Annotated in this window: 17 protein-coding genes; 11 read left to right on the forward strand and 6 right to left on the reverse strand. The window is 73.9% G+C overall.

Going from position 1 to position 20,931, the window contains the following annotated elements; translation table 11 throughout:
* Window position 1: 1 nt before the first annotated feature.
* Window positions 2-916, forward strand: a complete 915-nt coding sequence (locus tag RBJ77_RS14710) for a phosphotransferase family protein (protein ID WP_372345427.1) — start codon at window positions 2-4, stop codon at window positions 914-916.
* A gap of 379 nt (window positions 917-1,295) precedes the next feature.
* Here RBJ77_RS14710 and treZ read toward each other — a convergent pair whose 3' ends face one another.
* Window positions 1,296-3,041, reverse strand: a complete 1,746-nt coding sequence (gene treZ / locus RBJ77_RS14715) for a malto-oligosyltrehalose trehalohydrolase (RefSeq protein ID WP_372345428.1) — start codon at window positions 3,039-3,041, stop codon at window positions 1,296-1,298.
* A gap of 188 nt (window positions 3,042-3,229) precedes the next feature.
* Between treZ and RBJ77_RS14720 the strand changes: the two genes are divergently transcribed.
* Both RBJ77_RS14720 and RBJ77_RS14725 read left to right on the forward strand, forming a co-directional pair.
* Window positions 3,230-3,781, forward strand: coding sequence for a DUF1707 and FHA domain-containing protein (locus tag RBJ77_RS14720; RefSeq protein WP_255981303.1), 552 nt, complete (start codon window positions 3,230-3,232; stop codon window positions 3,779-3,781).
* A gap of 127 nt (window positions 3,782-3,908) precedes the next feature.
* Complete coding sequence (locus RBJ77_RS14725; RefSeq protein WP_372345429.1) at window positions 3,909-4,358, forward strand: SSI family serine proteinase inhibitor; 450 nt, start codon at window positions 3,909-3,911, stop codon at window positions 4,356-4,358.
* Between the two features lie 32 nt (window positions 4,359-4,390).
* On the opposite strand, the gene RBJ77_RS14730 is transcribed toward RBJ77_RS14725, so the two are convergent.
* Window positions 4,391-5,632 (reverse strand): M14 family zinc carboxypeptidase, encoded by a 1,242-nt coding sequence (locus RBJ77_RS14730; RefSeq protein WP_372345430.1) that lies wholly within the window; start codon window positions 5,630-5,632, stop codon window positions 4,391-4,393.
* Between the two features lie 67 nt (window positions 5,633-5,699).
* Window positions 5,700-5,924: a hypothetical protein gene (locus RBJ77_RS14735; RefSeq protein ID WP_372345431.1), complete on the reverse strand. Its 225-nt coding sequence runs from the start codon at window positions 5,922-5,924 to the stop codon at window positions 5,700-5,702.
* Window positions 5,925-6,507: 583 nt separating this feature from the next.
* Here RBJ77_RS14735 and RBJ77_RS14740 point away from each other — a divergent pair.
* Window positions 6,508-7,671 (forward strand): cytochrome P450, encoded by a 1,164-nt coding sequence (locus tag RBJ77_RS14740; protein WP_372345432.1) that lies wholly within the window; start codon window positions 6,508-6,510, stop codon window positions 7,669-7,671.
* On the opposite strand, the gene treY is transcribed toward RBJ77_RS14740, so the two are convergent.
* Window positions 7,631-10,018 (reverse strand): malto-oligosyltrehalose synthase, encoded by a 2,388-nt coding sequence (gene treY, locus RBJ77_RS14745; RefSeq protein ID WP_372345433.1) that lies wholly within the window; start codon window positions 10,016-10,018, stop codon window positions 7,631-7,633. The two genes, RBJ77_RS14740 and treY, sit on opposite strands and share 41 nt — an antisense overlap.
* A gap of 81 nt (window positions 10,019-10,099) precedes the next feature.
* Between treY and RBJ77_RS14750 the strand changes: the two genes are divergently transcribed.
* A complete protein-coding gene (locus RBJ77_RS14750) occupies window positions 10,100-11,365 on the forward strand; it encodes an MFS transporter (protein WP_372345434.1) in 1,266 nt (421 codons plus the stop codon).
* Here the strand turns inward: RBJ77_RS14750 and glgX are convergent.
* On the reverse strand, window positions 11,340-13,457 hold the full coding sequence (gene glgX / locus RBJ77_RS14755) for a glycogen debranching protein GlgX (protein WP_372345435.1): 2,118 nt from the start codon (window positions 13,455-13,457) through the stop codon (window positions 11,340-11,342). The genes RBJ77_RS14750 and glgX overlap by 26 nt on opposite strands.
* 199 nt (window positions 13,458-13,656) lie before the next feature.
* Here glgX and RBJ77_RS14760 point away from each other — a divergent pair, with 199 nt between their 5' ends.
* The 4 genes from RBJ77_RS14760 (at window position 13,657) to RBJ77_RS14775 (ending at window position 18,016) form a co-directional block, all read left to right on the forward strand.
* Window positions 13,657-14,403: a Tat pathway signal sequence domain protein gene (locus RBJ77_RS14760; RefSeq protein ID WP_372345436.1), complete on the forward strand. Its 747-nt coding sequence runs from the start codon at window positions 13,657-13,659 to the stop codon at window positions 14,401-14,403.
* Between the two features lie 55 nt (window positions 14,404-14,458).
* Window positions 14,459-15,802, forward strand: a complete 1,344-nt coding sequence (locus RBJ77_RS14765) for a copper amine oxidase (RefSeq protein WP_372345437.1) — start codon at window positions 14,459-14,461, stop codon at window positions 15,800-15,802.
* Between the two features lie 116 nt (window positions 15,803-15,918).
* The gene (locus tag RBJ77_RS14770; protein WP_372345438.1) at window positions 15,919-17,187 is read left to right on the forward strand and encodes an SAV2148 family HEPN domain-containing protein; all 1,269 of its coding nucleotides are present in this window, start codon (window positions 15,919-15,921) and stop codon (window positions 17,185-17,187) included.
* A 97-nt stretch (window positions 17,188-17,284) separates the two neighbouring features.
* Window positions 17,285-18,016 (forward strand): 3'-5' exonuclease, encoded by a 732-nt coding sequence (locus RBJ77_RS14775; RefSeq protein WP_372345439.1) that lies wholly within the window; start codon window positions 17,285-17,287, stop codon window positions 18,014-18,016.
* A 103-nt stretch (window positions 18,017-18,119) separates the two neighbouring features.
* Here the strand turns inward: RBJ77_RS14775 and RBJ77_RS14780 are convergent, their stop codons facing one another.
* Window positions 18,120-19,001, reverse strand: a complete 882-nt coding sequence (locus RBJ77_RS14780) for a phosphotransferase enzyme family protein (RefSeq protein ID WP_372345440.1) — start codon at window positions 18,999-19,001, stop codon at window positions 18,120-18,122.
* Window positions 19,002-19,177: 176 nt separating this feature from the next.
* On the opposite strand from RBJ77_RS14780, the gene RBJ77_RS14785 reads away from it, so the two are divergent.
* Window positions 19,178-20,101, forward strand: a complete 924-nt coding sequence (locus tag RBJ77_RS14785) for a carbohydrate ABC transporter permease (RefSeq protein WP_372345467.1) — start codon at window positions 19,178-19,180, stop codon at window positions 20,099-20,101.
* Window positions 20,101-20,931, forward strand: a complete 831-nt coding sequence (locus RBJ77_RS14790; protein WP_372345441.1) for a carbohydrate ABC transporter permease — start codon at window positions 20,101-20,103, stop codon at window positions 20,929-20,931. The genes RBJ77_RS14785 and RBJ77_RS14790 overlap by 1 nt, the downstream gene beginning before the upstream one ends.

Here is a 20,931-nt window from a genome sequence, read left to right on the forward strand (position 1 = left end):
CATGCCGCCGACCCCGGAACAGCCGACCGCCGACACGGACACGGTGCGCCGCCTCCTGGAGAGCCTGCTCCCGGACGGCGGCGGCATCGAGGTGCGCCCCGTCACCGAGGGCGGCGAGCACTCCACCTGGTGGGTCGGCGCCAAGCACGTGCTGCGGCTCGCGCCCGACGGGCGGATCTCGCCCGGACTGCGCCGCGAGGTCCGCGTCCGTGACCTCGTCCGCCCCTACGTCACCGTCGCCGTGCCCGCGTGCGTCGCCGCCGGGGAGTGGGCGCCGGGTCTCGCGTACACCCTCGACACCCGGCTGACCGGCGAGTCGGCGGAGGGGCGTGATGTCACCGCGGCCGGCGAGGAGGACCTCGCGGGGCTGCTCACCGGGTTGCGGGCGGTGCCGGTCGGCCGGGCCGTGGCGCTCGGGGTGCCGAAGACGGCGCCGCGCTCCCTGGAGAACCTGCGCCGCGCGGCGGGCGCCGCGGCCCGGAAGCTGGACGGGGACGGCGAGTTCGACGCGGAACGCCTGCGGCAGCTGACCGGGCACGCCGTGGTGCAGCTCGGGCCGCAGGCCGACGCGGTGCTCGTCCACCACGACCTCAAGGGCGAGCACCTGACGGTGTCGGCGGACGGGCGGGTGCGGGGGGTGCTGGACTGGGCCGACGCGGTGGTGGGTGATCCGGCGGAGGACATCGCGGGGCTGGCGATCGCGGTAGGGGCGCGGGCCGCCGTCCGGTCGGCGACGCTCGCCGGGTACGGGCCGCGGGTGTGTCTGCGGGGGTTGTGGCTGGCGCGGTGCGATGCGGTGGTGCGGCTCGCGGATCGGTTGTACGGGGCGGACGGGGCGAGTCCGGTGGGGTTGCTGCGCGTGCAGTTGGAGCGGGCGTGGGAGGCGATTCTGCTGGAGCTGGTGTCGGAGGGGTGAGCCGGTTTCGTCCGCCGTGTCCCTCTTGCGTCGCGGGCCGCGGGCCGGTGTGGGCTTCTCGCGCAGTTCCCCGCGCCCCTGGAGCATGCGGCTTCGCCGCTGCCCCATCGGGCGCCCCCTGGGATGGCACACGAAGTGTGCCTTTCAGGGGCGCGGGGAACTGCGCGAGCAACCCCCACCGGCCCGCAGCCCGCGACGAGATCCCGGCCGGCAGATGCAGTCGGTATTTCGGGGGCGCGGGGAACTGCGCGAGCAACCCCCACCGGCCCGCAGCCCGCGACGAGATTCCGGCCGGCAGACGCAGTCGGTACGTCAGGGGCGCGGGGAACTGCGCGACCAGCCCCCGCCGGAGCTGCGGACGCTCGTCCGGCCGGGTGGGCTACGGGGCCACCGCGATCACGCTCGACTCCGGGGGGACCGTCAGGGTGCCGTCGGAGACGGGGAGTTCGACCGGGTCCCACGCCGCCAGGACCTGCGCCACGGGCCGCCCCAGCGGAATCGACACCGGCGCCCCGGACAGGTTCACCGCCACCCGCAGATCACCGCGCCGATAGGCGATCCACCGGGCCTCCTCGTCGTACGCGACCCGCACCGCCGCCAGATCCGGATCCTGCAGATCCGTCCGGGCGCGCCGCAGGGCGATCAGCTCCCGGTACCACGCGAGCACCCGCGCATGGTGCCCGGTCCCGGGCTCGGACCAGTCGAGACAGGACCGCTCACGCGTGGCGGGGTTCTGCGGATCGGGCACGTCCTCCTCGGCCCACCCGTGCGCCGCGAACTCCCGCCGCCTGCCCTTGCGCACGGCATCGGCGAGCCCCGGATCCGTGTGGTCCGTGAAGTACTGCCACGGCGTGCCGGCCGCCCACTCCTCGCCCATGAACAGCATCGGCGTGAACGGCCCCGTCAGGACCAGCGTCGCCGCGCACGCCAGCAGACCGGGGGAGAGGGAGGCCGAGAGCCGGTCGCCCTGCGCGCGGTTGCCGACCTGGTCGTGGGTCTGCGTGTACGCGAGGAGACGGTGCGCCGGGACCCGGGTGCGGTCCAGCGGACGCCCGTGGTGCCGGTCGCGGAACGACGAGAACGTGCCGTCGTGGAAGAAGCCGTGGGTGAGCGTCTTGGCGACGGCCGCGAGCGGGGCGCGCGCGAAGTCCGCGTAGTAGCCCTGCCGTTCACCGGTGACGGCGGCGTGGATCGCGTGGTGCACGTCGTCGTTCCACTGCGCGTGCAGGCCGAGGCCGCCCTCGGCGCGCGGCGTGACGACCCGTGGGTCGCCGAGGTCGGACTCGCCGATCAGGAACAGCGGGCGGTCCAGCTGCCCGGCGAGCCCGTCGACGGCCGCCGACAGCTCCTCCAGGAACGGCAGGGCCCGCTGGTCGTGGAGCTCGTGGATCGCGTCGAGGCGCAGCCCGTCGACGCGGTAGTCGCGCAGCCAGGCCAGCGCGCTGCCGATCAGGAACGCGCGGACCTCGTCGGAGCCGGGCGCGTCCAGGTTCACCGCGCTGCCCCACGGCGTGTGGTGGGTGTCGGTGAAGTACGGGCCGTACGCCGACAGGTGGTTGCCCGACGGGCCCAGGTGGTTGTGCACGACGTCGAGCACGACCCCGAGGCCGTGCTCGTGCGCGGTGTCGACAAAACGCTTCAGCGCCTCCGGCCCGCCGTACGGCTCGTGCACCGCCCACAGACTGACGCCGTCGTAGCCCCAGCCGTGCCGTCCCGGCACGGGACAGAGCGGCATCAACTCGACGTGCGTGACGCCCAGTTCGGCCAGGTGGCCGAGGCGTGCGGCCGCCGCGTCGAGCGTGCCCTCCCGCGTGTACGTGCCCACGTGCAGCTCGTACAGGACGGCGCCGGTCAGCCCGCGCCCCGCCCAGTCGGCGCGCCACGCGTACCTGCGGTGGTCGACGACCGCGCTCAGCCCGTCGGGACCGTCGGGCTGGCGGCGCGAGCGCGGGTCGGGCAGCACGGGCCCGTCGTCGAGCGCGAAGCCGTACCGCGTCCCGTCCGTGGCGTCCGCCTGCCCGGCCCACCAGCCCGGCCGGTCCCGATCCCGCTCCAACGCGCCGGTGACGCCCGCTCCGTGGAGCGTGACCCGCTCGGCCTGTGGTGCCCACACCTCGAAGTGCACGGACGGTTCCCCTCGTCTGTGGCCGGTGACTGCGCGTCCATGGTGCGTCACGCTTGATCGTCGCGGGGCCGATTCCGCGAGGTGCGGCCCGTCTCACACGAAAAGGGACGTCCCGCGCGGGACCCGGGACGGGGGTGACGCACTTCGTTTTCTGGACACCCCGGCCGCGCTGCCCGACAATCACCACCGTGACGTCCTCCTTCGAACACCACACGCACCCGGCGCGGCTGTCCGACGCCGAGCGGGACCGTGCGCTGAAGGTGCTCAGGGACGGAGTCGCGCTCGGCCGGCTCTCGCACGACACGTTCGTGCGCCGCGTGGAGCTGGCGCTCACCGCCCGCCGCACCGACGAACTCGCCGCGCTCACCGCCGACCTGCACACCGAGAAGGGGTGGACGCGGGCGCTGTTCGGCGCCGTGGGAGCGGTCTCCGGGTTCACGGTGCGGCTGCGCAGGGCGTGGACCGTGGAGCGGCTGCCGAAGCTGCTGCTGCCGCCGGTCGTCAACCCGTACCCGCTGCGCATCGGCCGCGACCCGGCCAACGGGCTGCGGCTCAGCCACGAGTCGGTCTCCCGGGTGCACGCCGAGCTGAGCCGCCAGGGCGGCATGTGGGTGCTGCGCGACCTGGGCTCCACGAACGGCACGTCCGTGAACGGCCGCAGGGTGATCGGCGCCGCGGTGGTGCAGGACGGCGATCAGGTCGCCTTCGGCCGGATGTCGTTCCGGCTCTCCGCCGACTGACCGTTCCCGGCGTCCCGTTCGAGTGGATGACGCCCCGCGCCCGCTGTGTCGCGGGTCCGCCGTGTCGAGGGATCCATCGGCACGGGCGGACGCCCGCGCACCCCGAACGCGAGGAACGGTGACATCCATGGCCCTGGCCACGCTCACGAAGACCCGCGGCGCCCTGGCGGTCACGGCGGCCGCCGGCGCCCTGCTCGGTGCGCTCGCCGGACCCGCGCAGGCGGCCCCGCCGGAGCCGCCGGCCGGCAACTGGGTCCGGGTCTCCGTCATGCAGGGCGACGGCCCCACCGGCGACGTCCGGCACGCGTTGCTGCGCTGCCCCACGGCTGAGGGCGCCGACGAGGGCGCCGGAACGGGCCGCTCCGGCCGGGAGCGGGCCTGCCGAGAACTGGCCGCCGCCGGAGGCGACATCGCCGCGATCCCGGTCGCGGACACCGCCTGCACGATGGTCTACCAGCCGGTCACGGCGTACGCGTTCGGCATGTGGAACGGCCGCCGCGTCGTCTACGCGCACAACTTCGCCAACGCGTGCGCCCTGCACGCCTCCACGGGCTCGGTCTTCACGTTCGACCGGTGACCTGACCTGACCTGACCTGACCGCCCCGCCCGTCAGCCCTGGGCGTGCCGGACCGCCGCGATCGTCGTCCTGGCCTGGTGCTCGACCTGGTGCTCCACCGGCACCCAGCGCGCCCCGAACCGGTCCGCGTACACGTCGCACCAGCGCGTCACCAGCGCGTCGAGCCGGGGCGCGGCCAGGTCGTCGGCCTCCTCCAGGACCCGCAGCAGCATCGAGGCGGCGCGCAGCGGCAGCCGCCGGGCGAACGCGTCGATGCTGCCCACGTACGCCATCGTCGCGTCCGGCGGGGGCGGCTGGACCCAGTCGTCCGCGAGCCCCGGCACCAGGCTCAGCGCCCAGCGCGCCGCCCGCAGCAGCGGACCGCCGGTGTCGGGCAGCCGGGGCAGCGCCTCCGCGAGGATCTCCTCGACGAGCCGGGTGTCCCGGCTCAGCCGGGCCGAGAGCCTGCGCAGCGCCCGCTCGGGCGACGGGTGCGGGGCCGGGTCGTCGACCAGGTCGCTGGCCCACATCGGCACTTCGACGATCGCCGTCGAGCCGCCGTAGCGGTGGGCGTGGTGCCAGGTGGAGTGCCGGGCGTCGTCCGGCAGGCTCGGGAACGCGGCCTGCGCGTCCGGGTCCGGCATCACGTGGACGCCCGGGCCCGACGCGGGCCAGCCCGCCGCGTCCGACGCGCCCGTCTCCACCGGTATGTGCAGCTCCGCCGCCGACTTCGCGAACGGCTCGGCGAGCCCCGGGATGTCCCGGGTCAACTGCACCCAGCTGCCGCCCAGTTCGGTGCCGTGCAGCGACACCTGGAGGTAGGGACGCAGTTCGTCGATGATGCCGGTGAGCGCCTTCGTCTCGGGCGGCAGCCGGTCGGGCGGCAGCACCGAGGGGGACCACTCGGGCTGCTCGGGACCCGCAGGGCGGAAGAAGCGCCGGTGGTAGTCGAGCAGGCTGCGCGGCGCGGGGGTGCCGTGCAGGGCCGCGCCGTCGGGGTCGGCGCAGAGCAGGAAGTGCCAGGACCGGTCGGTTCTCAACGCCCGGTCCAGGAGCGCGCGTTCGGCGAGGTGCAGCACGGTGGAGCCGCCCGTCGGCTCGTTCGCGTGCGCGCCCGCGACGACGAGGACCGTCCGCCGGTCGTGCCCGACGGACAGCAGGTGCAGATCGCGTCCCGCGCGTGATGTGCCGACCGTGCGTAGCCGGCACAGGTCGGGTCGATGAGTCGCCAGCTCCCGCGCTGACTGGACCAGTTCGGCCGAGGTGGGGTACCGCTGCTCCGTCAGGTGACTCACCCCCGTTGGTGCTCCCGGCGTCAGCAATCCGCAGTACCCCACGCCGGGCCACGCCTGTCAAGAAGGCCTATACCGATGCTCGAGGCCGGTGCGGGTCGCACCCCGCGTGCGCGGGGAACGTTTCCCCGCCCGCCCCGGGGCGGCCGAGGAGCACGTGGATGTGCCGTGTCACGTCGCCCGTTCCGGTCTCCCGCCCGGCGCAGGGCCCGCTCGCCGCGATCGTCGCCGGCCCGTCGGGGCCGGCCGGACGCCGCTGGGGCCCGGCGACGCCCTGCGCCACGACGATCGTCACGCCATCTCCCTTTCCTTGCAGCATGCCCCGGCCACGCGCGTCGAAGGCAGGCCGCTCACCCGGAACTTCGCGATCTTCGCAATCGTCGCGATGTGCGTGACCCGGGCATCGTGCCCCGTGCCCCGTGCCCCGTGACTCGTGCCCCGGCCCTCGCGCGGACCGGCCGACGGCGCCGGATCCCGCCACGGCCGTCTCCGGCGGTTCCGGCCGCCCGGTGGCCCAAAGCTCCGCCCGACCGCCCCGAGGGCCGCAGCGGCGGTCCCAAGGCCCTCCGTGGCGGATGCCCCGGCCGCCGCCACGCGCCGCCGCCCGATCACCGCGGAGCGTCGCCCCCGTCACTCGTACGGCCGTACGGGGAGGGCGCGGCGCGGCCCGCGGTGGTCCGCTGGGAGCAGCCGCGCGCAGCACAATGCGCGCACCGGCACCCAGACACGTCAGACACGTCGGACACGCCAGACACGCCAGACACGTCAGACACGTCAGACACGTCAGACGCGTCAGACGCGTCAGACACGCCAACCACGTCAGACACGTCAGACACGCCCGACACGCCCGAAGGCATGCAGAGAGTGGGAGGCCCGCGGTGCTGTGCCCTCCCGGACCCGCCGCCCGGCCCGCGGCGGCCCCCGCCGCGGCGCCCCCGGCCGCCGCGCCGCCGAGCCTCGTGGACCCGGCCGTCGTCCGTGACCCGTACCCGCTGTACCGCACGCTCAGGGACGCCCGGCCCCTCCTGTACGACGAGCCCTTCGGGGCCTGGCTCCTGAGCCGCTACGGGGACGTGCGCTCGGCCCTCGCCGACCCCCGCCTGGTCGCGCCGCCGCCCGGCCGCACGCTCGCCCACCTGGAAGAGGCCACCCACGCCGCGCACCGCGCGCTCGTCTCCCCGGCCCTCCAGGGCCGGGCCCTGGCCGTGCTCAAGGCGGGCGTCGAACGGACCGCCTACGTGCTCGCCCGCCGTCTCGTCCGGCACCAGGAGGCCGACCTGGTCGAGGAGTTCTGCCACTGGCTGCCCGCCGCCGCCGTGGTGGCCGCGCTCGGCCTGCCCCCCGAGGACACCGCCCGCGTCACCGCCTGGTGCCGCGCGGGCCTGACCCACCTGGGCGGCGCGCCGGGCGACCTCGACGCCTTCCTGCGCCCCCACGTCACCCGACGGCGGGTGCGCCCCGGCGACGACCTCCTGTCGATCCTGTGCACCGCGCGGGCCGACGGGCGCCCGCTGTCCGACGAGGCGGTCACCGGACTCGTGGCGACGCTGCTCGGCGCGGGCGGCGAGGCCACCGACCGGGCCCTGGCCTCGTTCCTCGCCAACCTGCTCGACCACCCGCGCCAGTTGGCGCTCGTCCGGTCCCGGCCCGACCTCGTCGACGCCGCCTGGGCCGAGTCGCTGCGCCGCGACCCGGCCGTGCACGTCGTCCTGCGCCGCGCCCTCGCCCCCGTCGCGGTCGGCGGCGGCACGATACCCGCGGGCGCCACCGTGGCGTGCCTGGTCGGCTCGGCCGGCCGCGACGCGACCCGGTTCGCCGACCCCGACCGCTACGACGTGTTCCGCGCGGCCCCCGGCCAACTGGCGTTCGGCGCGGGCCGCCACCGCTGCCTCGGCGTCCAGCTCGCCCGTCTGACCGCGGGGTCGGGCCTGCGCGCCCTCCTCGCGGCGCTGCCCGCGATGGCCTGGGCCCCGGGCTTTCGGCCCGTCCACGAAGGCCTGCTCACCCGGTCGCCTGCCGCCCTCCTGGTCCGTCTGCGCTGACCAGCAGCGCCACGGGCAGCCCCGCGAACAGCTCCGCCACGCGTACGCGCCCGCTGAACCGCCGCCCGGGAACCAGCAGTTCGGACCACTCGCCGGCCGGCAGCGGCAGCTCCGTGTCCCGCCAGCCGCCCGCCCCGGCCAGCCGCAGCGACAGCCGGGTCACCGCCACGACCACCCGGCCCGACCGCCCGTAGCCCAGACAGTGCGCCGCGCCCGGGCCCTCGGCCGGCAGCGCCTCGTACGTGCCCGCGCCGCCGAACCACTCGGGGTGCTCCGCGCGCAGCCGCAGGGCCGTCCCGGTGAGCGCCGCCTTCTCCGCGGAATGCGGCCCGCCGTCCTTCGCGTCGAACCGGGCGGGCGCCCGGTTGTCGGGGTCCACCAGGGCGCGGTAGTCGTACTCGGTGCCCTGGTAGAGGTCCGGCACGCCCGGCATCGTGAGGTGGACCAGGGCCGCGCCCAGGACGTTGGCCCGTACATGGGGCTCCAGCTCGGCCGTCAGGCGCAGCACCGCGTCCCCGGGCGGGCCGCACGGGCCGGACGCCACGAAGTCGCGCACGGCGCTCTCGTAGGCGGCGTCCTGCTCCGTCCACGTGGTGAACAGGCCCGCCTCGCGCGCGTGCTTGAGCATCGCCTGCTGGAGCCGCTCCGGTTCGGCGGGGCCGAGCCCGGCCACGGACTGCCAGGCCGCCCACGCCAGTTGCGGGTCGGGCGCGCTCGTGCCGCCGCCGTGCGCGGTCCGCTCCGTCACCTCGGCCAGCAGCGCCTCCCACCGCTCCGGGCACTGCGTGAGGACCGCGATGCCCGCCCGCACGTCGGCGCTGCGCTTGGTGTCGTGCGTGGACAGCGCCGTCGACGTGTAGGGCCAGTCCCGCTGCACGCGCGCGCAGTACGCGTGGAACGTCCCGGCCGGCACCGCGGGACTCTCCGGGCTGCCGCCGACCTCCAGGGCCGACAGGAGCGGCGTGAACCGGTAGAACGCCGCGTCCTCGACCGACTTGGCGCGCAGGGCCGACGCGGTCTGCGCGAACCGGTCGCGGAACGCCGTGTGCCGCGGGCCGTCGCCGCGCCGCCCGAGCGCCAGCTCCCGTACGGCGCCCACCGCCCGCGCCTCCTCGGGCACCGCGAACGCCCCCTCGGCCTCCGCCGCCGCTGCCGCCGTCAGGACCGTCCCGGGGTCGGCGCCCCCGGTCGCGTACGGCCGGTACACCGGCACCCGCACCAGCAGCTCGCACAGGGCCGCGCGCAGCGCCCACGGCGCGTGGTCGCGCAGGCCCGGCTCCTCGGCGCACAGCGCGACCGCCTCGCGCGTCAGCCGGTCCACCTCCGCCGCCAGCTCGTGCGTGACGACCCGCCGCGCGGTCCGCCGCGCGGTCGCCTGCCACTCGCCGCCCTGGTCGGCCGCGGCGCCTGTGAACCGCCGGAACAGGCCCAGGAGCTGGTCGGCGCCCGCCGGGTCGACGAACAGGCCGTCGACGTGCCGCAGCGCGTCGTAGCCGGTGGTGCCGGCCACCGGCCAGGCCGCGGGCAGCCGCTCGCCGTCCGCCAGGATCTTCTCGACGACGGTCCACCGGCCGCCCGTCGCCTCGCTCAGCCGCTGCAGATAGGCGCCCGGGTCGGCCAGTCCGTCGGGGTGGTCGACGCGGAGCCCGTCCACGACCCCCTCGCGCAGCAGCCGCAGCACCGTCGCATGGGTCGCGTCGAAGACCTCCGGGTCCTCCACCCGCACCCCGATCAGGTCCGAGATCGTGAAGAACCGCCGGTAGTTGAGCTCCGTGCGCGCGAGCCGCCACCAGGACAGGCGGTACCACTGGGCGTCCAGGAGCCGGGGCAGCGGCAGCTCCCGCGTGCCGTCGCGCAGCGGGAACTCGTGCTCGTAGTAGCGCAGTACGTCGCCGTCCACCGCCAAGTGGTCCAGTTCGTCGCCCACATGGCCGGCGAGCACCGGCAGCAGGACCCGGCCCTTCTGCGCCGCCCAGTCGATGTCGAACCAGCGCGCGTACGGAGAGGAAGGGCCGTGCCGCAGTACGTCCCGCAGCGGGCCGTTGTGCCGCACGGACGCCGCCATGTGGTTGGGCACGACGTCCACCACCAGTCCGAGGCCGTGCCCCCGCGCGGTGCGGGCCAGCGCGCGCAGCCCCTCCTCGCCGCCCAGTTCCTCGCGCACGCGCGCGTGGTCCACGACGTCGTACCCGTGGACCGATCCGGGCACGGCTTCCAGGACGGGGGACAGGTGCAGGTGCGAGACCCCGAGGGAGGCGAGGTAGGGGACGGCGGCCGCGGCCGCCGCGAAACCGAAGTCCGGCTGGAGCTGGAGCCGGTACGTGGCCGTCGGATGCTGAGGCGTCATGCGAACCTACGTACCCCCCGGGCCGCGTTTCGTGTCATCACCGCATACATGACCCCGAATGGACCTCGCTAGTTTCGGACGATGACCGGCACCTCCACGAAAGCACCGAGCACCCTCGACACGTACCGGCAGGTGCTGGCGGTGACCGGGCGACTGCTGCCCCTGGTGTCCTTCCTGGGACGGCTGCCGGTCGCGGTGATCCAGTTCGGCAGCGTCCTCCTCGTCACCCGCACCAGCGGCTCCCTCGCCACCGGCGGCACCGTCGCCTGCGCCCTCGCGCTCGGCCAGGTCGCCATGGGCCCCTTCGTGGGACGCCTCGCCGACCGGCGTGGCCAGCGCCCCGTCGTGCTCGCCTTCGCCCTGGCGAACTCCCTGGCCGTGGCGGGCTACACGCTCGGCGCCCTGCGGGACCTGCCGACGCCCCTCCTGGTCGCGCTCGGCGTCCTCGCGGGTGCCACCGTGCCCGGGATCGGCCCCCTCGCGCGCGCCCGCGGCGTCGCCCTCGTGCGCCGCGCGGGCGGCGACGAGCGGGCCGTGAACGCCGTGCTGTCCCTGGAGTCGACGATGGACGAGCTGTCCTTCGTGCTGGGCCCCGCCCTGATCGGCGTCGCCTCCGTGGTCGCGCACCCCGCCTACGCGTTCGGCGCCGCCGCCCTCCTGGTCGCCGTCTGCGGCACCGCCTTCGCCGTGCACCCGACGGCCGCCGCCGTGCCCCGGACCGCCGCGGCCGGCCGGCCGCGCGCGCGGAGCGGGGACCGTACCCGGATGCCGCGCCAGGTCCACGTGGTGCGCGTCGGGCTCGTCCTCCTCGGCGTCCTGCTGGGCGGCTGCGGCGCCGGCATCACCGCGCTCACCCAGGAGCTGGGCCACGAGGACCAGGCGGGGCTCGTCTACGCCGCCATGGGGGTGATGAGCGCGGTCGTCGGCCTGGCCATGGCGGCGGTGCCGGAGCGGTTCGCGCTGCCCGCCCGCTGGCGCGTCGCCACCGGCGCCGCGGCGCTCCTGTCGCTCCCGCTGATCGTCACGCACAGCATGCCGCTCCTGTACGTCGTCGTGACCCTCTTCGGCGCCCTGTTCGCCCCCAACCTGATCACCGGGTTCGGGCTCACCGAGCGCGCCGTGCCGCGCGCCCGGCTCGCCGAGGGCATGACGGTCGCCGCGAGCGCGTTCGTCGGCGGGCAGGCCGTCACGCTCGCCGTGGCGGGGCGTCTCGCGCAGGCCCACGGGCCCGCCGCCGCGTTCGCGGTCGGCAGCGCGGCCGCGGTCCTCGCCTTCCTCGTCGCCCTGCGCGTACCGCCCCTGCCGGCGCCCGCCGAACCGGCTACGCCGGCCGTCGCAGCACCGTGAGGCTGCGCCCCGGCAGCGTCAGCCGGTCACCGGCCTGCACCTTCCGGCCGTCGTCCGCCGGGAGCCCGTCGGGCAGCGCCGTGTCCACGACCGCCCGCCACTGCCGGCCGTGGTTGACCGGGACCACGAACTCCAGCTCCTCGGGCGACGCGTTGAACAGCAGCAGGAACGAGTCGTCCTGGATGCGCTCGCCGCGCTCGCCCGGCTCCGAGATCGCGTTGCCGTTCAGGAACACCGACAGCGCCCTGGCCTGCGCCGCGCCCCAGTCCTGCTGCGTCATCTCCTCGCCCTCCGGCGTGAACCAGGCGATGTCCGACAGCTCGTCGTGCGTGCCCTCCACCGGACGGCCGTGGAAGAAGCGGCGCCTGCGGAAGACGGGGTGGTCGCGGCGCAGCTTCACCATCGCGCGCGTGAACTCCAGGAACGGCTCCGGCGGGGCGTCCGGATCCGCCCAGTCCACCCACGCCAGCTCGTTGTCCTGACAGTAGGCGTTGTTGTTACCGCTCTGGGTGCGGCCGAACTCGTCGCCGTGGCTCAGCATCGGAACGCCCTGCGACAGCATCAGCGTGGCGACGAAGTTGCGCATCTGGCGCGCCCGCAGGTCGAGCACCTCCGGATCGTCGGTGTCGCCCTCGGCGCCGCAGTTCCACGACCGGTTGTGCGACTCGCCGTCGTTGTTGTCCTCGCCGTTCGCCTCGTTGTGCTTCTCGTTGTACGAGACCAGGTCGTGCAGCGTGAAACCGTCGTGGCAGGTCACGAAGTTGATGGACGCCAGCGGCCGGCGCCCGTCGTCCTGGTAGAGGTCCGACGAGCCGGTGAGCCGGCCCGCGAACTCGGCGAGCGTGCGAGGCTCGCCGCGCCACAGGTCCCGCACGGTGTCGCGGTACTTGCCGTTCCACTCGGTCCACAGCGGCGGGAAGTTGCCCACCTGGTAGCCGCCCTCGCCGACGTCCCACGGCTCCGCGATCAGCTTCACCCGCGAGACCACCGGGTCCTGCTGCACCAGGTCGAAGAACGACGACAGCCGGTCCACCTCGTGGAACTGCCGCGCCAGCGTGGCCGCGAGGTCGAAGCGGAAGCCGTCGACGTGCATCTCCTCGACCCAGTAGCGCAGCGAGTCCATGATCATCTGGAGGACGTGCGGGGACCGCATCAGCAGCGAGTTCCCGGTCCCCGTGGTGTCCATGTAGTAGCGCGGTTCGTCGGCGAGGCGGTAGTACGACGCGTTGTCGAGGCCCTTGAAGGAGAGCGTGGGGCCCAGGTGGTTGCCCTCGGCCGTGTGGTTGTAGACCACGTCGAGGATGACCTCGATGCCCGCCTGGTGCAGGGCCCGGACCGCCGACTTGAACTCCAGGACCTGCTCGCCCCGGTCGCCCCAGGACGCGTACGTGTTGTGCGGGGCGAAGAAGCCGATCGTGTTGTAGCCCCAGTAGTTGTTCAGGTCCATGTCGACCAGACGGTGGTCGTTGACGAACTGGTGGACCGGCATCAGTTCGAGCGCGGTGACGCCCAGTTCGATGAGGTGGTCGATGACCGCGGGGTGCGCGAGCGCCGCGTACGTGCCGCGCAGTTCGTCGGGCAGCGCCGGGTGGAGCATCGTCAGGCCCTTCACATGGGCCTCGTAGAGCACGGTCTCGTGGTACTCGGTGCGCGGCGGCCGGTCGTCGCCCCAGTCGAAGTACGGATTGACCACCACCGACGCCATCGTGTGCGGCGCCGAGTCCAGGTCGTTGCGCTTGTCCGGCGAGCCGAACGGATACCCGTACACCGACTCGCCCCACGCGATCCGCCCGCTGATGGCGCGCGCGTACGGATCGAGCAGCAGCTTCGCCGAGTTGCAGCGCAGCCCGCGCACGGGATCGTAGGGGCCGTGCACGCGGTACCCGTACCGCTGCCCCGGCATGATCCCCGGCAGATACGCGTGCCGCACGAACGCGTCGGACTCCCGCAGTTCCACCGCGGTCTCCGAACCGTCGTCGTGCAGCAGACACAGCTCGATGCGGTCCGCGGCCTCCGAGAAGACCGCGAAGTTCGTTCCGGCGCCGTCGTACGAGGCACCCAGCGGATACGCCTGTCCAGGCCAGACCTGCATGGCTACGACTCTTCCACTTACGGCCCGGCCGCCCGGGCGACATCGCACAGTCTCTCCCCGAAAGTGGCGGAACCTAACGGGAGTTGGGGCCCTCTTACACGAAGACCACGTTTGACCGGCACGTCCTCGACCGGGACGGCCGGGACAGGAGGAGGGGGAAGATGTGCGCGAGCTAGCAAGACGCCATCTCGGAAGACTGGTGGCGGGAGTGGCCCTCGCGGTCGCCGGTGCCGCCGTCGCGGTCGGCGTGAGCCTGCCGGACGACGGGGGCGACGCCGCCAGGGCCGGCACGGCCCAGCAGGACGCGGTGGCCCCGGAGGGCACCGTGGAGGCCGCTCCCGAGGAGGGCGAGAAGGGCGTCGGGCGCGACCCGCTCACCGACGCCGAGACCGAGCGGGCCGAGAAGCTCGCGGTGGCCCCCAGGGCGCTGCGCCTCGACGCCCGGGACGTGGAGGGCGACCGCGGCCCCCAGCACCTGTCGACGAACCTGACCGAGGTCGACCCGGCCCTCGGCGCCGCCGCCGCCCAGGAGCGCCGCGCCGACGTCGTCTACTACGACTACCGGACCGACTCCGTCGTCACGAACACGGTGAACCTCGACACCGGCACGGTCGAGGACTCCCGGACCGACCAGGGCGTGCAGCCGCCGCCCAGCAGGGACGAACTGACCGAGGCCGCCCAGCTGCTGATCGCCGACCGGCTCGGGGCCGACCTGCGCGACGACTACCGGGACGCGACCGGCAAGGAACTCACCAAGGCGGACCAGCTCCAGCTCAGCGGCATGGTGTTCCGCAAGGAGACCGTCGCGAAGGTCCCCTCCGACCTGACCGAGTGCGGCAAGCACCGCTGCCTGCGCGTCGTCGCCAAGGTCACGAACGGACCGTGGATCGACACCCGCGCCCTCGTCGTCGACCTGAGCGACCGCAGGATCGGCCGTCTCTCCTGAGACCGGCCCCGCCACCGTCTTCCGCCGCTTCTCCTGCACAAGGGAGCCCTTCCGTATGCACGTCACGCACGTCATGCCCGGCGCCAGAGCCCGGCGCGCCCGCACCGGACCCGCAGCCGCACTGACGGGTCTCGCGGTCACCGCGCTGCTCGGCACCGCCCTCGCCACCGCACCCGCCGCCACCGCGGCGCCCGCCGCGCCGTCTGCGGCCCCGGCCGCCGCGCCCGCCTGCTCGGCGGCGTACCAGATCGAGCAGACCCTCGACGGCGGCACCACCTGGCGCATGTGCTGGCACTACAACACCCTGTCCGGACTCGTCCTGGACAGCGTCAGCTACCAGCCCAGGAGCGAGCCCGAGCCGATCGCCGTCCTCACCAGTGCCCGCCTCGCGCAGGTTCATGTCCCCTACGACGACGGGGAGAACGAGTACGACGACGTCACCGGCACCGACTTCGGCATGGCCCTGCAGAACCTGAAGCCCGCCGAGTGCCCCGGCGGCACCATCAAGACCGTCAAGGTCCCCGACATGGGCAACGTGAAGGGCCTGTGCGCGACCACGCGGGCGCGCGGGCACGCGTACCGGCTCAACGACGACGAGTCGACCGGCGGCAGCGGCAAGCTGTACAGCGCCCAGGGCAAGGACCTGCTGGTCTACACGGTCAACAAGGCGTCCTGGTACGAGTACATCACCGAGTGGCGCTTCTCCTCCGACGGCACCATCACGTCGAACGTCGGCGCGACCGGCAGCCTCTCCCCGTACGACTACAAGGGCACCGACGGCAAGGGCTGGCCCATCGGCAAGGGCGCCGGCGCCTACGCCGAGAGCCACAACCACAACGTCTTCTGGCGGCTCAACTTCGGCCTCGACGGCTCCACGAGGACCAAGGTCGAGCAGTACGACTCGAAGGTGACCCCGCCGCGCGGCAGCGGCTCGCCCACCACGAAGACGACGCGCACCCCGGTCACCAAGGAACTCGCCGGTGACGCCAAGGACATGCGGTGGTGGCGCGTGGTGTCCACCGCGGGCAAGAACCAGGACGGGCACCCCCGCTCCTACGAGTTCGTGCCCGGCCGCTCCAGCAAGTACCCGGGCCGCTCGTTCACCAAGCACGACGTGTACTTCACCGAGTACAAGAAGTGCGAGCAGTACGCGAGCAACAACCCGTCGTCGAGCTGTGGCGGCACGAGCGTGGACAAGTGGGTCGGCGGTCAGACGCTGAAGCACCCGATCACCTGGGTCAACATCGGGTTCCACCACATCGCCCGGGACGAGGACCAGCAGCCCATGCCGGTGCACTGGCAGGGCTTCTCCCTCGCCCCCAGGGACGTGACCGCTATGAATCCGCTCACGCCCGGCGACCTGGCGGATCAGAACGGCGTTCCCAGAAACGGTAGTTGAGAAACTCTCATCTCCATCCGGCTGCACCGCCCGCCGCTCCCGGAGTACCCTTCCTTGATCGTTGCTGGGGGAGTGTGCTCGACAAGCTCGGGGGAGCGGAAGGCGGTGCGGAGCGGGTGAGCTCGGGAGGTCGTGAGCTGCCCCCTGGTGACGACGGTCACGAGGGCCAGGACGGTCAGGGGGCAGCTTCCACGGACATCCCACCCGGAGCGGTGTCGCTGGCCAGGCCCATGGACGTGGGATCGCAGATCGGACCCGAACTGGACTGGGGTGCCGACGCCTGGCGCGAGGTCCGTACGCGCGCGCAACGAGCCGGGCGCGCCTACATCTGGCTGAATCTGGTGGAGCAGCGGCTGCGCGCCGTCGTCGCGGCCGTGCTCCGCCCGATCTACGAGCCCGTGCACGGCGACGACTGGGTCGTCGCCGCCGCCGGGCCCGCCGGCCAGGAGTGGGTGCAGCGGGCCGTCGCCGTGCGCGAAGTCAGCCGCCGCAAGGGTTACTTGCTGGACCCGGCCGACGACAACGTGCTGTCCTTCCTCACCCTCCCGCAGCTGCGCGAGCTGATGGTCCAGCACTGGCCGTGCTTCGAGCCGTACTTCGACGACCGGCGCGACGTCGAACTCGCCCTGGACGAGCTCGAGGTCACCCGGAACGTGGTCTCCCGCAACCGCGCCCTGTCCGAGACCGTCCTCGCCCAGGCCGAGCGGGCCTCCGCCCGCCTCCTGGACATGCTCGGGGCCGGCTCGGACGTCCCCTCGGCCCGCCGGCTGCCCGTCGACGCCGTCGAGGACCTGGTCGGCGACCGGTACGCGGACGTCGTCGGCGTCCACTCGGACCGGGTGCGGCTGCTGCGCCAGTTCCCGGCCGAGGACCTGTTCGGCGGCGCGCGCCGCCTCGACGCCATCGGGATAGGCCTGAACCTCCTCGTGCAGAACTTCTCGGGCCGCCGCCTGATGCGCCTGGCCGAGTCGGGCTGCCGCGTCCGTCTCCTCTTCCTGAACCCGGCGTCCAGTGCGGTCAAACGGCGCGAAAGGGAACTCGGGCTCAAACGGGGCGAGTTGAGCCGGGCCGTCGAGATGAACATCCTGCACATGCGCAGGGTGCGGGCCCGCCTCCGGGACCCCGGCGCCTTCGAGATCCAGGTCTTCGACGAGACGCCCCGCTTCACCGCCTACCTCGTGGACGGCGACGGCTCGGACGGCATCGGGGTGATCCAGTCGTACCTGCGCCGCAGTCGCGGCATGGAGGCGCCGGTCCTGGTGCTCCGCGGCGGCGGCCGGGTCGTGAAGGCGGGCGCGTCCCCGGACATGGACGAGAACGGACTCTTCGTGACATACCGCGACGAGTTCGAGCAGGCGTGGGTCGACGGGCGGCCGGTGTCCTAGCGGGGCCGGGACGGGTGCCGGACCGATTGTCAGTGGCGCATGCGATCGTGGTGGTCATTGGGGGAACGCACCACCGCACCACGAGAAGGGGGCTGCCATGGGCTGGCACCGGGAGCTGCTGATCGGCTTCGACCTGGAGACGACCGGGACCGATCCGCGCGAGGCGCGCATCGTCACCGGCGCCGTCATAGAGGTCAGGGACGGCGCGGTGCTCGGCCACCGGCAGTGGCTCGCCGACCCGGGCGTGCCGATCCCGGACGACGCGGTCGCCGTGCACGGCATCAGCAGCGAGCGGGCGGCGTCCGAGGGCGAGCCGGCCGACCGGGTCGCGGACGCCATCGCGGAGGCCCTCGTCGGCTACTGGCGCACGGGCGTACCGGTGGTGGCGTACAACGCGGCGTTCGATCTGACCCTGCTCTCCGCCGAGTTGGCGCGGTACGGCCTGCCGTCCCTGCGGGACCGGCTCGGCTTCGACCCGGCCCCGGTCGTCGACCCGTACACGATCGACCGCACCGTGGACCGGTACCGCCGGGGCAAGCGCAATCTGGAGGCGGTCTGCACCGAGTACGGGGTCACGCTCGACGCCGCGCACGACGCCTCGGCGGACGCCCTGGCCGCGGCGCTGCTCGCCCGGGCGATAGGCGAGCGCCACACGAAGGTCGCGGCCCTCGGCGTCGCCGAACTCCACCGCCGGCAGGTGGAGTGGTACGCGGAGTGGGCGGCGGACTTCCAGGCGTTCCTGCGCCGAAAAGGGGACGCTGCCGCTGTGGTGGACCAGGCGTGGCCCCTGCGGACGCTCGACACGACGGCCGATGCCGTCGGGGGCTGAGGTCCGGCCCGTCCGCCACCCGTGGGTACGGGGGCGTCAACCCCGGGCCCCCGGTCCTCGAAAGCCGGACGGGCTGTGCCGGGTCAGGCCGGCCCGGGCCGGGTCAGAACGGATACCACCGCACCGCGGGATCGCCGTCCCGGAGTGACGCCACCCGTCGCCGGAACTCCGCCAGCGCCTTGGGATTGCTCGGCGCGTGCTGCGCCACCCACGCACAGGACGCCGTCTCCCGCGCACCGCGCAGCACGGCGCACCCGTCCCACTCCCGCACGTCCCACCCGTACGCCTCGACGAACCCGTCATAGGCGTCCGCCGCCAGCCCGTACCGGTCCCGCGACAGTGCCATGACCACCAGATCGTGCTCGCGCAGATCCGCGGAGAAGGTCTCCAGGTCGACCAGGACCGGCCCGTCGGGACCGATGTGCACATTGCGCGGCAGCGCGTCCCCGTGGATCGGCCCGGGTGCGAGCCGGGGCGTCAGCGCGGCCGCGGCCGCCGCGAACCCGTCCCGTCGCTCCCGCAGATACGCCGCGTCCGCCGGATCGACGGCGTCCCCGGCGAGCCGCAGCCACCGCTCGACACCCCCCAGCAACTCGCGCCGGGGCAGCGTGAGACCGGCCGGCGCGGGCAGCGCGTGCACCAGCTTGAGGAGTTCGGCGAGGTCGCGCGGCTCGGCCGGCCGGACGGCCGCAGGGACGCGCTCCCACACCGTCACCGGATGCCCGTCCACCACCAGGACCTCCGCCTTCGCGGCACGCACCGCCGGCACCCCGTGCTCGGCGAGGTACCCGGCCACGGCCAGCTCGCGGCGCGCCCGGTCGAGGAGCTCGGACCCGCCCTGCCCGATGTCGCGGCCCACCTTCACGACGAGGTCGCCCGCGGCGAACACCGCGTTCTCGCCGAGCGCCAGCAGCCGGGCGCCGCCCGCCGGGCCGTCCACGACATCCGCCTGCGCCAGCACGTCCCGTGCCCGTGCCTCGTCCATCCCACGCCTCCCGCGTTCCACCTGGTACGGGCCCAGTCTCCCACCCGTGGTCACCCTCGTCCGCACGTCTTGACGCCGTCCGGCCTTGTCAGGACCATGACGGAGGCCGCCGGGGCGGCCGGAAGCCGCCTGCGCCATCCGAACCGCCCGAAGGAGCCGCCTCCGTGACCACGGCGATCACGACACGACGGACGCGAGGTCCGGCGAAGGATCCGGCGGCGGAGCGGGCCGGGCGGGAGCGCGGCGCCTGGTTCCTGGTGCTGCCCGCGCTGATCCCGATCCTCGTCCTGAGCGTGGGCCCGCTGCTGTACGGGGTCGGCCTGGCGTTCACCGACTCCCAGTCGGGCCGCACCGCCGCCACCCAGTGGATCGGCACCCTCAACTTCCAGGACCTGCTGCACGACACCCTCTTCTGGGAGTCGTTCCGCATCGGCCTGCTGTGGGCGGTCGGGGTGACGGTCCCGCAGTTCCTGCTCGCCCTCGGCCTCGCCCTCCTGCTCGACCAGGACCTGCGGCTGCGCTGGCTGGCCCGGGCGCTGGCGATCGTGCCGTGGGCGATGCCGGAGGTCGTCGTCGGCATCATGTGGCGGCTCGTCTACCACCCCGACGCGGGCATCCTCAACGAGACGATCCGCGACCTCGGCCTCGGCGACGGACGTGACTGGCTCACCGGCCTCGCCACCGCGCTGCCCGCCGTGATCGTCGTCGGCGTCTGGGCGGGCATGCCGCAGACCACGGTGGCGCTGCTCGCCGGGCTGCAGCACACGCCGCGCGAGCTGCACGAGGCCGCCGCCATGGACGGCGCGGGCGCCTGGCGCCGGTTCCGCACGGTGACCTGGCCCGCGATCCGCCCCGTCGCGCTCGCCATCACCGCGCTCAACTTCATCTGGAACTTCAACTCCTTCGCCCTGGTCTACGTCCTGACCAACGGCGGTCCCGGCGGCCGCACCCGGCTCCCCATGCTCTTCGCGTACGAAGAGGCCTTCCGCTACGGCCAGTTCGGCTACGCGGCGGCGATGGGCTGCGTCATGGTCGCCGTCATCTCGATCCTGCTCGCCCTCTATCTGGTGGGCCGTCTGAAGGGAGGCGACGAGCAGTGATGAAGGTGTCGAAGCCCGCGCGCGCGGGCCAGTACCTGGCGCTCCTCGCCTATCTCGTCTTCCTCGTCTTCCCGTTCCTCTGGCTGATCTCGACCGCGTTCAAGCCGCCCCGCGAACTGGCGAGCCTGCACCCGACCTGGATCCCGAAGGACCCGACCCTCGCCAACTTCCGGCAGGCCTTCGACGAGCAGCCGCTGCTGCGCGCCGCCGCGAACTCGCTGCTCGTGGCGGTCTGCGCCGCCGTCGTCGCGATCGTCATCGCGACCCCGATGGCGTACGTCATGGCCCGCCACCGCTCCCTGCTGTCCCGGGCGGCCACCGGCTGGGTGGTGGTCAGCCAGGCGTTCCCCTTCGTCCTGGTGATCATCCCGCTGTTCCTGATCCTCAAGAACCTGCACCTGATCAACTCCCTGCCGGGACTGACCATGGTCTACGTGGTGTGGGCGCTGCCCTTCGCGCTGTGGATGCTCGTCGGCTACGTGCGGGCCGTGCCAAGGGAGTTGGAGGAGGCGGCGGCCGTCGACGGGGCCGGGCGGCTGCGCGTCCTGGTGTCGGTCACGGCGCCGCTGCTGGCGCCCGGCATCGTGGCGACGGGCCTGTTCGCGTTCATCACCGCGTGGAACGAGTTCTTCTTCGCCCTCGTCCTGATGAAGACGCCGGAGCGGCAGACGCTGCCCGTCGTCCTCACCCACTTCCTCGGGGCCGAGGGCGTCGCCGACCTCGGCCCGCTCGCCGCGGGCGCGTTCCTCGCGACCCTGCCGTCGCTGCTGATCTTCGCGCTCATCCAGCGCAGGATCACCGGCGGCATGCTGGCCGGGGCGGTGAAGTGA

Origin of the sequence: Streptomyces sp. KL116D (assembly GCF_030766975.1) — a bacterium.
GTDB lineage: Bacteria > Actinomycetota > Actinomycetes > Streptomycetales > Streptomycetaceae > Streptomyces > Streptomyces longispororuber_A.